Origin of the sequence: Octadecabacter sp. R77987 (assembly GCF_042466115.1) — a bacterium.
Classification (GTDB): Bacteria; Pseudomonadota; Alphaproteobacteria; order Rhodobacterales; family Rhodobacteraceae; genus SW4.
The window spans coordinates 1,190,961-1,203,465 of sequence record NZ_JAXHBQ010000001.1; the positions used below are offsets into that span (position 1 = coordinate 1,190,961).

Consider the following 12,505-nt stretch of genomic DNA (forward strand, 5'->3'; position numbering starts at 1 on the left):
GCCCCAAAGGCGGCCCCTTCCCGAACATCCAAATGCCTTAGGCGCGTTCGGCGTATTCCATGGTTTCGGTGTTGACGATAATCGCCTCGTCCTGCCCCACAAAAGGCGGCACCATGACCTTGACACCGTTGTCCAGCACGGCCGGCTTGAAGCTGTTGGCAGCTGTCTGGCCTTTGACCACCGGCTCGGTCTCGACCACGGTGCATGTCACTTTTTGTGGCAAACGCACGCTCAGCGCCTCGGACTCGTGATATTCGACCACAGCCGTCATACCGTCTTGCAGGAACGGGCGGCGATCCCCCAGCAATTCCGCAGGCAGTTCGATCTGATCAAAGGTTTCCGTGTCCATAAAGGTCAGCATTCCGTCTGATTCAAACAGGAATTGCTGGTCCTTTTGTTCAAGGCGCACCCGCTCGACTTTGTCGGCGCTGCGGAAGCGTTCATTGAGCTTGGACCCGTTGCGCAGATTGCGCAGTTCAACCTGTGCAAAGGCGCCGCCTTTGCCGGGTTTGACATGGTCCACTTTTACGGCTGCCCAAAGACCACCATTGTGGTCAAGGACGTTGCCGATCTTGATTTCGTTACCGTTGATTTTGGGCATGGTGCAATTGTGTCAAATTCTTGTCAAAAGGTTGATAGAAGCGTGTCCGAGCCTATATCTCGGTGACGTAGGGGCTGCAAGACAACTATATACGGCCCCAATGGAAACAATTCTATGCACTGGACGCATAGGTGGTATGCAAATACTGCTTCCCCGAATCGGGTAGAGTGATGCATATTGCCCTTCATGCCGAAGATACAAGCCGAATAACAAAAGGAAGCGCAATGAGAGATTTCGTTGACGGAACAGCCTTCAATAACGAGCAAGGCAACCGTGCGCGCAAACTGTTTGCTGCTGTCGTGCTGGCAGCACTTGATGATGCAATTGCGGACGACAAGAAATATGGCAACGGCCCCGAGCAGATCGCCCGCTGGGCGCGGTCGCGCGATGGCCGCGAAGTGTTGTCTTGTGCGGGTATCGACCCGAACGAACGTGTCGTCACCGGCCTGATGGATTTTGTCGGCAAGGGTGTGCGCACCTCTGTCGCCCTTTCGCGGGAAGAGAGCGAGCGGCGTCATGCTGCCGAACTGGAAGCGCAAGCCGCCTAACGCCCTCCTGCATCCTGACCCCCAAGCCTGTTGGGAGTGTCATTAAAACGCGGTCCTCTGCTCGGGGCCGCGTTTTTCGTTTCAGGGGCCGCCGGAAAACATGATCCCGAAAATGATCGCCGGGGCTGCTTCGGCAACTGCCAGCACCGCAATCAGCCCGCGCATCCACAGCCCCGTGAACCGCCGCCACAACACCACACACAAGCCAAGGCACAGCAGGACTTCAAGCGGGCCAACAATATTGCCGTAATGCCGCCCGTCCCAATAACTGACGGGGCTTTGGAATATCCAGGTGCTGATCGGCCAGAAATGCGCGCGCCCGTCATCGTGGTGCAACAGGAAATCGCCACCCAGATGCAAAAGCGCTGCGCCACACAGTGCAATCGCCCACCCGCTGCGCGCCATGACGGCCAGCACCAGACCAATCCCCCACAGCACCATCGAATTGTCGATCCGAAAGATGCTTTGCCATGCATCCGAGAAATACATCTGCCCGAACACCACATCGGGCGGTGTTCCCAGGATGAACAAATGCGTGCCAGCCATCAGGTAAAGCGACAGATCAGGGATCAGTGCGCCCGCAAGCGCCGCTCCCGTTACAACTCGCGCATCGGTGCGCCCGAAGACCGTCAGCCCGATGATAAGATGCGCAGGTGTATTCATGGTCTTCCCCCGCGCGGTTTGCGCCCCTAGAACACTAGGGCAAGGGGGGCGTATGGCCAAGGCAATCATGATCCAGGGCGCCGGCTCGAATGTCGGGAAATCCATGCTTGTCGCAGGGCTGGCGCGCGCAGCAGTGCGGCGCGGGCTTTCTGTTGCGCCCTTCAAGCCCCAGAACATGTCCAACAACGCCGCCGTCACCGCGGACGGGGGCGAGATCGGCCGCGCGCAGGCCTTGCAGGCGCGCGCCTGCGGGCTGGACCCGCTGGTGGATATGAACCCTGTGCTACTGAAACCGGAAACGGATGTGGGCGCGCAGGTGATCGTGCAGGGCAAGCGCTTTGCCACCATCAGGGCGCGTGACTACGGCCAGATGAAAACGACCCTGATGCCGCATGTGCTGGACAGCTTTCATCGCCTTGCGGCCACCCACGACCTGATCATCGTTGAGGGCGCGGGCAGCCCCGCCGAGGTGAACCTGCGCGCCGGTGACATCGCCAACATGGGCTTTGCCGAAGCGGCAGATGTGCCGGTGATCCTGATCGGTGACATCGACCGCGGTGGCGTGATCGCACAGCTTGTCGGCACCGATGTGATCCTGCCGCCTGACGACCGCGCGCGGATCAAGGGCTTTGCGATCAACAAGTTCCGCGGTGATCCAACCCTGTTTGCTGATGGCATGACGTTCATCGCCGACCGCACCGGCTGGCAGCCCTTAGGCATTTGCCCGTGGTTTGCCGATGCGTGGAAACTTCCGGCCGAGGATGTGATGGATGTGGCCAGCCGCACAGGGGGGCCGGTAAAAATCGCCGTGCCGCGCCTGAACCGGATCGCCAATTTTGACGATCTTGATCCGCTGGCAGCCATGGCCGAAGTCAGCGTCGATATCATCGAGGCGGGCCGCCCCCTGCCCGCTGATGCCGATCTGATCCTAATCCCGGGAAGCAAATCAACCATCGCCGATCTGGCGCATTTGCGCGCGCAGGGCTGGGACATTGACCTGCACGCGCATATCCGGCGCGGCGGGCATGTCCTGGGCATTTGTGGTGGCTATCAGATGCTGGGCAAACAGATCATCGACGCCGAAGGAATCGAAGGCGCGCCTGCCCGTGTTGCCGGGTTGGGCCACCTGGATATCGTCACTGAAATGAAGCCGCAAAAACGGCTCGCCCTGACAAATGCCACCTTTCTGCCCACAGGCGACACGGTCAGCGGCTACGAGATTCACATCGGCGAAACCACAGGGCCGGACCGCGCGCGCGCATGGCTGGATGTGCAGGGGCGCGGTGAAGGGGCTGCAAGTGCGAACGGGCGGGTGCGCGGCTGTTACCTGCACGGCTTGTTCACATCGGATGCATTTCGCACGGCCTATCTGGCGGACCTGGGCGCGCGGGTGAAAACCGTTGATTACAGTGCAGGGGTCGACGCCACGCTGGATGCGCTGGCCGATCATCTGGAACGTCATCTGGATGTGACAGGCCTGCTGGCCCTTGCCGGAACGGTAAAAGCCTAGTCGAAATCCTGCGACGACAGGATGCGATGGATTTCGCGACGCACAAGTTTACGCACATTGCGGGTGATCCGCTCGCCCATGGTGCCTTGCAATTCCTGACGCACGATTTCCGTGACCAGATCGCGCAGCATGTCTTCATCCATCATGCCATCGTCATCCAGATAGGCATTCAGAACCGCGTCGTCGTCATCATCGCTCAGGTCGACATCTTCGCTGGCATAGTCATCTTCGTGTTCGTCACGGTGATGCTGGAACGGGATGTCATCGACATCTTCGGCGTCCGTTGTATCGGCGCGCACACGCGTGGCTGATCCCGGCCAAACGACCGATTCGATTTCTTCGCTCCCCTGATCGGGTTCAAATTCGTCGTCGGCCCCGACCGCCGCTTCAAGTTCGGCGATCGTGGCTTCAAGCGCCGAACGATCGGGCGTATCTACGGGCGTATCAGCGTGCACAGGTTCGGCGCATGGTTCGGGTGCCTGCGCGTCCGGCGTTTCCCACAGCAATTCCGCGTGGGGCGCGGTTTCGGCCGTGTCATCCCCCTCGACCGCGTCTTCGGGAACGTCATCCCGTGCATCCGCAACGTCACGCGCAGCGTCATCCGCGGCAGGTGGCGGTGCGATTTCATCATCCTCGGCAACCCGAAACGCAGGCGTCAGGACAAGCCGGTCAGGCGCAGGCTGGTCTGCTTGAGCGTCAGGCGCGGCTTGGGCAGTGCCTTCGGCCTCGGCTTCGGCGCTCGAATCGCGGGCGCGCGGCTTGTCGCCGTCGCTCACAAGCCTGCGGATAGAGGACAAAACATCCTCAATTTCAACGTTTGTAACCGGATCGGACATTGTTCATCCTGCTTAAGCCTCGGTTTGACTGTAGCGTCTTGCGCGCGTTCTGCCAACCGATAGCGGGGATTTGAGCTATTCTCCGAGGGCGCGCAACACGCGATCAAGCGCCTGCCCCTGTTCCGACAGCGCAGCCGGGGCATCATCAACCAGCTTGTAATAGGCCGATGGATCGTAGGTTTGCACCGCCAACCCAAGGTGTTGGGCGTTCAACAAACCCATCGAGGCCAGCACCGAATAGGTCGCCACAACCTCGTCTGACTGGGCGGAAATCATGCTGGCTTGGGCGTCCAGCAATTCCTGCTCGGCGTTGAGCACATCCAAGGTTGTGCGCGCGCCCAGCGTGGCCTCTTCGCGCACGCCGCGAAATGCCACGCGGGCCGCACGGATCTGGCGATCAAAGGCATCACGGCTGGCGCGGGCCACAGCCAGCAGCGCATAGGCATTGCCAACCTGTTGTTCGACACCCGCACGGGTAATGTGCAACCCCGCGCGTTCCGCGTCACGGCGCGCCATTTGCTGGCGAATCTGGCTGGCAAGCCGGCCACCGGCGTAAATCGGGCCGCTGATGGTCACGCCAACGCTTTCGGTAGCGTCCCAGTCAGATACAGCCACGCGCCCATTCAGGTTTACGGTGGGGCCTGTTGCCGCCTCGGCGCGGCGGATGTTCAGTTCGGCAGCTGTCACGCGGTGTTGCTGGCCCAACATATCGGGGTGGTTGCGCACGGCAAAGGCGCGGGCAGCGTTCAAATCACGGGACAGGGGCGCAGGGGCGGCCGGTTGCAGGTTGTTGGGGCGGCGCCCCACAACAGCATTAAATTCTTCGGATGCCTGCGCAAGGCTGCCTTCGGCGGCCGACAACAGGCTGCGGGCTGCCGCAAGGCGCGCCTCGGCCAAAGCCACATCGGTGCGGGTCACTTCGCCCACATCAAAACGGTCCTGGGCGGCGCGAAATTCCTGCGTGATCACGCGGACGTTGTTTTGGCGCAGGCTAAGGAATTCAACAGCGCTGCGCACGTTGACATAAGCCTGCACCGTGCGCAGCAAGACCTGTTGTTCAACGCTGATCAGGGTCTGGCGCGTCGCCAAAACCAGTTCTTTTTGGGATTCGGTCGCAAAGTCGGACGCGCCGCCATCGTAAATCAGCAGGTCGGCGGAAATCTGATAGGAATTGGTCAGTGAATCCGCGCCCGGTGCCGGGCTACCCGTGTATTGCACCGATCCTGCCCAGCTGATCACGGGCCGCAAGGCCGCCAGCGACTGCGCCACATCCTCGTCAGCTGCGCGCAACAAGGCGCGGTTCTGCGCCAGAAGGCCGCTGTTTTCATAGGCGTCCGCCAGTGCATCCGCGAGCGTTTCCGCCGTGGCAACAAGCGGGGACACAAGCATCATAGACGCAAGCCCAATTGCCGAAATCGCATGGCGCAGACCCATATCAGGTATCCTTAAACCGTTGGTTATTACAATAAAACGCAGCCAGGGACTGCGTTGCTATCATAGCGCGAAATCCGCTTCCCTGGCAAATCCGTCAACAACCGGCGCACCGGCATTGAACGCAAACCGCCACGTCACGGCACCATCCAACTTGTGGCCGATCCGCACAACACCAAGGGCAGATTCGGCGAAAACAACCGCAATCCGGCCACCTTCTTTCAACTGGTCCAACAGCGTGTCCGGCACCTGTTCGGCGGCACCTTGCAACATGATGATATCATAGGGGCCGCTTTTCTTGGCCCCCTCATGCAGCGGACCTTCGACAACTGCGGCATTATCGACACCATGTTCTGACAGGTTCTGCTGCGCCTCGCCGACGCGATCGCTGTCATCCTCGACGGCAACGACAAATTCAGCCATTTGCGCAAGCACGGCTGTCGAATAGCCCAAACCACACCCCAGATCGAGCACGACATCCGCCGGATCAATCATCAACGCATCCAGCATCTTGGCAAATGTGCGCGGCTCAAGCACCGTGCGACCACCTGCCAAGGTGATGTTTTCGCCCACATAAGCTGATTCCGACTTGTCGGCTGGCAGGAATTCTTCACGCGGGACGGACAGCATCGCGTCAATGATCGGGAACTTGGTCACATCAGACGGGCGCACCTGCGTGTCGACCATCATTGTGCGGCGGGATGCATAGTCGGCCAAAGCTAAACTCTTTCGTTCAGAATCTGTTGATTTGTGATGCCATAATCCGTTCACGGGGGCAACGCCTCATCACCGCTTGCACGACCTGCAATGCTGGTATATCCGGCCTGTGCTTCGGGCGAGTTGGCGGAGTGGTTACGCAGCGGATTGCAAATCCGTGTACACCGGTTCGATTCCGGTACTCGCCTCCATAGCATTCCCCGAGCTTGCCAAGTTGCCCAAAGCCAATCAATTTTGAAACCATGTCAGGTTTTGTGGTATTTTTGGTGCGTTGGGCGGTTTTGCTGCGCCACCCACGGTTGTCTTACTGGTATCGCAAGGTGGATCGCTTCAAGCGGTTGCCCAATCCCGCAAACCCAATGACGATGAACGACAAGTATTATTGGCGAAAGATATTTGATCGCAGCCCCGAATTTATCGAGATTTCAGACAAGTTGCGCATTCGCGGCTGGTTGGAAAAGAACCAAATCCACATTGATGCGCCCGCCATCATCTGGACCGGCAAAGACCCATCCGACATGCCCGGCGATGTGTTGGCACGCGGTGTCGTCGTCAAGGTAAACCATGGCAGCGGGACAAATATCATACTGCACGATGCGCCACCCGATCGTGCGTCCCTTGACCGTCAACTGCGCAAACACCTGCGCAAGCGGCACGGGCGCAAGCGGCTGGAATGGAGGTATTTCGGGATCACGCCAAAGCTGCTTGTCGAAACTTTCATTCCGGGCCTTACGACGGAATTCAAGGTTTACACATTCGGGGACCGTATTGAGCGTCTGGTGATTATCTATGATCGCTTCACCGATGAATTGGCTGATGTCTGGCTTCCGGATGGACAGGGTGGCTGGGCATATTTTGGGGGCGCGGCGGCTGTCGAAAAACGCGCCAACCGCCCTTTGCCCGTCAACACGCACGAGGCCTTGGAAATATCCCGCCAGATCGGTCGACATTTCGATCACATGCGCGTCGATATCCTGTCGGGCGCGGGCAAGATTTGGTTTAGCGAATTCACGATCTATAACATGGGTGGCTATTTGCCCTTTGTCGGTGATGTGCCGGACGAGCCGGTCAACACCTCCTGGGATCTGTGCACTAGCTGGTTCCTAAGCACGCCACAAACCGGATGGCGCAAGATCTATGCCAATAGCCTAAGGGACGTGATCGGATCGCATGAAACCTGAAGTGCTGCGCCCCGTCTGGGCGCGATTGCCTAGCGACGCATCATCCGGTCGCGCCCTGTGCCGGCGGCCGCAACATCACGTGCTGGCACGCCTGTCGCCTTGATCAGCGCAAAGACGGTCATGCCATCGGCAAGACCCATCGCCGCCGCCGACCGCCGTGTCACCCGCGCCAGCAGACGGTCGTTCCCCGATTGCAAGCCTACAGCCACGCCCGGCCCCTGCCCTTGCGACATGCCGGTAATCTGCGCCGCGATCACGTTCAGCGCGCTCATGCCCGTTGGGCGGTGCAGGGACAGGATCACCTCTTGGGCCGGCACGCGGACCCGCACCAGCGTGCCAACCGGGCCCAGATCGCCGGGCAGCAACAATTGCCCCTTGCTGATCGTCACGGTGGTCAGTTGATCGCCCGCGTCATAGCCCATCACTCGGCCCGAAATCACGGCCCCAGCATCACTGGCACCAAGGTAGGGCACGGCCACAGGGCTGCTCAGAACATCGTCAATCGGACCTGACAGGCGCACCTTGCCGTGATCCATCAGCACGATGTGATTGGCCAGCCGCGCAACCTCGGACACATCATGGCTGACATAAAGGATCGGCAGGTCAGTGCTGTCGCGCAGACGTTCAAGATAGGGCATGATTTCGTCCTTGCGCGGCGCATCCAGGGCGCTAAGGGGTTCATCCAGCAGCAAAAGCCGCGGGTTGCGCATCAGGGCACGGCCCAGCGCAACGCGCTGGCGTTCCCCGCCTGACAGGCGATCGGGGCGGCGGTCCAGCAGCCCTTCAAGCCCCAGCATTTGCACAACGTGATCGGCGTTGTGCTGCCCGCCATATGCCAGATTGCGCGCAACGCTCATATGCGGAAACAGGCGCGCATCCTGAAAGACATAACCCACGTCGCGCTTTGCCACCGGCACATTGATCCGCGCATCCCGATCAAACAGCGTCTTGTCCCCAACCGCGATCCGCCCCTGTGTTGGACACAGCAACCCGGCAATCGCATTGATCACCGTTGTCTTGCCTGATCCCGATGGCCCGAATAGCGCCGTCAACCCGACCGGCGCATCAAAGGTCGCATCAAGTGTAAAGCCGTCAAAGGCATGTTTCAGATCGACGCGCAGGGTCATAACCCGCCCCCGCGCAAGCGCCGTGACATCAGTTCCGACACCACCAGCGCGCCCATGGCGATGGCGATCGACACCACCGCAAGGCGCAGCGCCAAAGGCTCGCCGCCGGGCACCTCAAGCAGCAAATCAATCGCCAGCGGAATGGTTTGGGTCTGGCCGGGGATATTGGACACGAAAGTGATCGTTGCACCAAATTCGCCCATCGCCTTGGCAAAACCCAGCACCGCGCCAACAATGATCCCCGGCATGATCAGCGGCAGGGTGATCGTGGTGAACACGCGCAGGCGGGACGCGCCCAAGGTTGCCGCCGCCTGTTCCAGATTGCGATCAACCGCTTCGACAGCCAGCCGGATTGCGCGCACCATCAACGGGAACCCCATGATCGCCGCCGCCAGTGCCGCGCCGGTCCAGCGAAAGGCGAAAATCAGGCCAAACAGGCTCTCGAACACCTGCCCCAGTGGTCCGTTGCGCCCGAACCCAAGCAACAACAGATACCCTGTGACAACCGGCGGCATGACCAGCGGCAAATGCACAAGGATATTCAGCACCCCCCGTCCCCAGAACCGCCTGCGCGCCAGCACCAGCGCGACCGCGATGCCAAACGGCAGGCTGATCACCGTGGCCCAAATGGCAACCTTGAGCGACAACCACACAGCTGCCCATTCTGCGGGGCCAAGGAAATCAGCCATCGGGCGCCACGCTGGTAAAGCCGTGCGCTAGCATCACCTTCTGGCCCGCGATGCCGCGCAAGTCGTGCAGGAAATCCGTCGCCTCGGCAGCCATGGGCGTGCGCAAGACGGCGGCGGGATAGCGAATGGCGGGGTGGCTGTCGGGTGGAAAAGTCGCCGCAATCACCAGATCGGGCGCGGCCATGACATCAGAGGCATAAACAACACCCAAACGCGCCTCACCGATCTGCACCAGGCGCAGGGCCGCACGCACGTTGGCGGTTTGCGCGACATGGGGGGCGACGGCGTCCCACAGATCAAGGGATTGCAAAGCCGCCTTGCCGTAAATCCCCGCAGGCACCGCATCGACCAGCGCCATGGCAAGCGGGCGATCATCAAGTCGGGCCACGATGTCGGCAGGCGCGGTCAGATCAACCGGCGACCCGCCAGACATGACCAGCACAAGGCTGTTGCCCGCGATATCGGCGCGCGTGCCTTCGATAATCAGGTTTGACGCCTCGATCTGGTCCATCCAGTCGGGATTGGCGGATACAAATATATCTGCCGGGGCGCCCAGCATGATCTGGCGCGCAAGTGCGGAACTGGCAGCAAAGGAAAACACGACCTCGTGACCACTTTTGTCGCTCCAGGCTTGCGCTGCATCCTCAAGCGCGTCTTTCATGCTGGAGGCGGCAAAAACGGTGATCGTTTCGGCGCGCGCACTGCCCGCCAGAACAATCAAAACCGCTGTGATGACGCCCATCCATTTCATTGCCGAAACATCGCCCCCCGCCCCCGTATTGGCAAGAGGGGGCGGGCAACTGTTTCAAGGGTTTGCAAGGGATCGCTTGTTCATTAGGCTAAAGTCATGGGCAGTAAGACAATTGCAGCGAAAGCGATGACACTCCACAAGAGCGGCCAACCCAGAATGAACCTTGATGGCGCGCACAAGACCGATGTGCGCACACAATTTGCCGCGCTGTGCTATCGCCTGCACAACGGCAAGGTGGAATTCTGCCTGATCACCAGCCGCAACGCGGGGCGCTGGATCATTCCAAAAGGCTGGCCAATGGATGGCACAACCCCTGCCAAAGCCGCCGCCACCGAAGCCTTTGAGGAAGCTGGGCTTGAAGGCAAGGTGCATGGACAATCCCTTGGGGTTTTCACCTACGAAAAGGAAATCACCGATGGGTCCACCCCTTGCCTTGCGATTGTCTATGCGCTGCGGGTTAAAACGGTGCTGTCGGATTGGCCCGAACGCAAACAGCGCCGCCGCAAATGGTTTGGCCGCAAGAAAGCTGCCGCGCGGATTTCCAACCCCGAATTGCGCCAGATGATCCTGAAATTCGACCCGACCCAGCTTTAGCAGCCTTTGCACGGGCGCTTGGGCGCTCTATCTATGGGGCAGTTGTTCCTTTTGGGCCCCGCCATGATCCGCTTTGATCTCAAATGCAGTGCTGACCACCACTTTGATAGCTGGTTCCAGTCGGGTGCCGCCTTTGACACGGTGCGCGCGGCCGGGATGCTGTCCTGCCCGACATGTGGCACGACCGAGGTGGAAAAGGCGCTGATGGCGCCGCCCGTTACCAAATCGGTCAAAGGCCCCTTGCAATCCAAGGACACCGACACCGAAAAAGCGCTCGCCAAATTGCGCCACGAAGTTGAAACCACATCGGACTACGTTGGCCTGCAATTCGCCAGCGAAGCACGCAAAATGCATGCCGGCGACAGTCCTGAACGCCCGATTTACGGCGAAGCGCGCGCCGAAGATGCCCGCAAACTGCTTGCGGACGGTGTGCCCGTGTTGCCGCTGCCTTTTATGCCCAAACGAAAGACAAATTAGGGCGAGTGTCCAATCCCGATGGCCAATCGTTGGAATACAGGCACCCGAAACTCCCCGAAGCAGTCATTCACATGCGGCCACGCGGAAGTCCTGTTTGCGGGACAAAGTTGCCTTTTGCAGGTGCGGCTATTGCTGACGCAGCATTTGCTCACTCATTCAGAACGCTTGATGTTGTAGCGCGGCGGAAGTCGCCAATCCGGTCGTTCGCAGGCGTCGATTTCGCCTATACCAAGAACGCACTTTCGTTGCGACTATGTTGTACAAGCGAGACGCGCGACTATTATGCCGTTCCGAGTTGCCGGTAGATCACCTTTAGAGAGGGAAACTCGGCGATAGAGATCGCGCTTGGTGCCACGTTCTTTCTTTGATCGGCACGGACCTGCAAGGCGAACAAGTCGTCAAGATCGTCGCGAACGACAGGCGCGAGTGAGATCATCAAACATTTCTCTGATTGAGTGCAAAAGGCTGGGGCCACATGCTATGCGCGGGGTATGTAGCAGAACATTGCGTCCGATACCAAGGGACAGGGCGTTGCCGAAACGGCAAACACCCCCTGCAATCGCGATCTTGGATGGGTAGGTATGGGCTCAGCACCGACGAACGCTGCATTAGATACGGATACCCACTTTGAAATGGCGAACGGCAGGACCGTTCGCCAAGGTAGCTCAGATATCGATGCGCTCCGCGATACTTAGCGCATCTTCGAGTTCAACGCCAAGGTAACGGACAGTGCTGTCGACCTTGGTATGACCCAGCAGCAGTTGGACAGCTCGGAGATTGCCAGTCTTGCGATAGATTTCCGCTGCCTTTGTTCGGCGCAACGAGTGCGTGCCGTAACCGCTCGGCTCTAGCCCTATTGCCGTCACCCAGTCGCGTACAATTCGACCGTACTGCCGCGTCGATATGTGTGGCCGGTCGTGGAAGCGACTTGGGAACATGAAACGGCCCGCGAACATCTCAGACGATTTGACTCAGGCCAATACAGTTTCCCGTGTGTTTTCCGTCAGTTCGAACTGAACAGGTCGCTTCGTCTTACTTTGGATCACGGAAACACGCTCTCGTACTCGATCAACCGTCACGAGATCGCTCACCGCAAGTTTGACCAAATCGCAGCCGCGCAATTTGCTATCGATGGCGACGTTGAACAAGGCAAGGTCTCGCAGATTGCCCGCCAGTTCTAGCCGTGCCCGGATCGCCCAGACCTGCTTCGGTAACAGCGGACGCTTCTGACCGATGATCCGCCCCCTGTTCCATGCTCTGGGTTTTGGGGTAGTTGCTGGAAGTTGGACTCTTGGCATGATTTGCCCTCCAATCCTCCCTCCATTCCCTGACATCAGCACAGCGCTGACGCCAAGACCATACCATCAAGTTGAATGGTTG

13 protein-coding genes, 1 tRNA gene and 1 pseudogene are annotated in these 12,505 nt (G+C 59.6%); 6 read left to right on the forward strand and 9 right to left on the reverse strand.

Translation table 11 applies throughout. The features are described 5' to 3' along the window. Nucleotides 1–37: 37 nt before the first annotated feature. Nucleotides 38–601 (reverse strand): elongation factor P, encoded by a 564-nt coding sequence (gene efp / locus SJY21_RS05975; protein ID WP_148056114.1) that lies wholly within the window; start codon nt 599–601, stop codon nt 38–40. 224 nt (nt 602–825) lie between these two features. Here efp and SJY21_RS05980 point away from each other — a divergent pair, with 224 nt between their 5' ends. Beyond that, nucleotides 826–1,149: a DUF6280 family protein gene (locus tag SJY21_RS05980; RefSeq protein WP_148056115.1), complete on the forward strand. Its 324-nt coding sequence runs from the start codon at nt 826–828 to the stop codon at nt 1,147–1,149. Between the two features lie 81 nt (nt 1,150–1,230). Here the strand turns inward: SJY21_RS05980 and SJY21_RS05985 are convergent, their stop codons facing one another. Continuing rightward, nucleotides 1,231–1,812 (reverse strand): cobalamin biosynthesis protein CobQ, encoded by a 582-nt coding sequence (locus tag SJY21_RS05985; RefSeq protein WP_377507593.1) that lies wholly within the window; start codon nt 1,810–1,812, stop codon nt 1,231–1,233. 52 nt (nt 1,813–1,864) lie between these two features. On the opposite strand from SJY21_RS05985, the gene SJY21_RS05990 reads away from it, so the two are divergent. Further along, entirely contained in the window at nt 1,865–3,322 is a 1,458-nt protein-coding gene (locus SJY21_RS05990) for a cobyric acid synthase (protein WP_377507596.1), read from the forward strand. Here the strand turns inward: SJY21_RS05990 and SJY21_RS05995 are convergent. The 3 genes from SJY21_RS05995 to SJY21_RS06005 form a co-directional block, all read right to left on the reverse strand. After that, on the reverse strand, nt 3,319–4,158 hold the full coding sequence (locus SJY21_RS05995) for a hypothetical protein (RefSeq protein WP_377507599.1): 840 nt from the start codon (nt 4,156–4,158) through the stop codon (nt 3,319–3,321). The genes SJY21_RS05990 and SJY21_RS05995 overlap by 4 nt on opposite strands. A 75-nt stretch (nt 4,159–4,233) precedes the next feature. Beyond that, a complete protein-coding gene (locus SJY21_RS06000; RefSeq protein ID WP_377507602.1) occupies nt 4,234–5,592 on the reverse strand; it encodes a TolC family outer membrane protein in 1,359 nt (452 codons plus the stop codon). 60 nt (nt 5,593–5,652) lie between these two features. After that, nucleotides 5,653–6,306: a protein-L-isoaspartate O-methyltransferase gene (locus SJY21_RS06005; RefSeq protein ID WP_377507605.1), complete on the reverse strand. Its 654-nt coding sequence runs from the start codon at nt 6,304–6,306 to the stop codon at nt 5,653–5,655. Nucleotides 6,307–6,423: 117 nt separating this feature from the next. Here SJY21_RS06005 and SJY21_RS06010 point away from each other — a divergent pair. Both SJY21_RS06010 and SJY21_RS06015 read left to right on the forward strand, forming a co-directional pair. Next, a tRNA-Cys gene (locus SJY21_RS06010) sits at nt 6,424–6,497 on the forward strand. Nucleotides 6,498–6,548: 51 nt separating this feature from the next. Then, on the forward strand, nt 6,549–7,487 hold the full coding sequence (locus SJY21_RS06015; protein ID WP_377507608.1) for an ATP-grasp fold amidoligase family protein: 939 nt from the start codon (nt 6,549–6,551) through the stop codon (nt 7,485–7,487). A 29-nt stretch (nt 7,488–7,516) separates the two neighbouring features. Here the strand turns inward: SJY21_RS06015 and modC are convergent, their stop codons facing one another. From modC to modA, 3 genes are read right to left on the reverse strand one after another with little or no spacing between them, the layout of a single operon-like run. Next, complete coding sequence (modC, locus tag SJY21_RS06020; protein ID WP_377507611.1) at nt 7,517–8,614, reverse strand: molybdenum ABC transporter ATP-binding protein; 1,098 nt, start codon at nt 8,612–8,614, stop codon at nt 7,517–7,519. Then, nucleotides 8,611–9,303, reverse strand: coding sequence for a molybdate ABC transporter permease subunit (modB, locus tag SJY21_RS06025; protein WP_377507614.1), 693 nt, complete (start codon nt 9,301–9,303; stop codon nt 8,611–8,613). Before modB ends, modC begins: the two co-directional genes overlap by 4 nt. Beyond that, complete coding sequence (modA, locus tag SJY21_RS06030; RefSeq protein WP_377507616.1) at nt 9,296–10,054, reverse strand: molybdate ABC transporter substrate-binding protein; 759 nt, start codon at nt 10,052–10,054, stop codon at nt 9,296–9,298. The genes modB and modA overlap by 8 nt, the downstream gene beginning before the upstream one ends. Nucleotides 10,055–10,180: 126 nt before the next feature. Here modA and SJY21_RS06035 point away from each other — a divergent pair, with 126 nt between their 5' ends. Both SJY21_RS06035 and SJY21_RS06040 read left to right on the forward strand, forming a co-directional pair. Next, nucleotides 10,181–10,648 carry an NUDIX hydrolase gene (locus SJY21_RS06035; RefSeq protein ID WP_377507619.1) on the forward strand — a complete coding sequence of 156 codons (468 nt, stop codon included), beginning with the start codon at nt 10,181–10,183 and terminating at the stop codon, nt 10,646–10,648. Nucleotides 10,649–10,711: 63 nt separating this feature from the next. Continuing rightward, nucleotides 10,712–11,125, forward strand: a complete 414-nt coding sequence (locus SJY21_RS06040; RefSeq protein ID WP_377507621.1) for a DUF1178 family protein — start codon at nt 10,712–10,714, stop codon at nt 11,123–11,125. Nucleotides 11,126–11,790: 665 nt separating this feature from the next. Here the strand turns inward: SJY21_RS06040 and SJY21_RS06045 are convergent. Further along, nucleotides 11,791–12,423: pseudogene (locus tag SJY21_RS06045) on the reverse strand (tyrosine-type recombinase/integrase). Between the last annotated feature and the right edge of the window lie 82 nt (nt 12,424–12,505).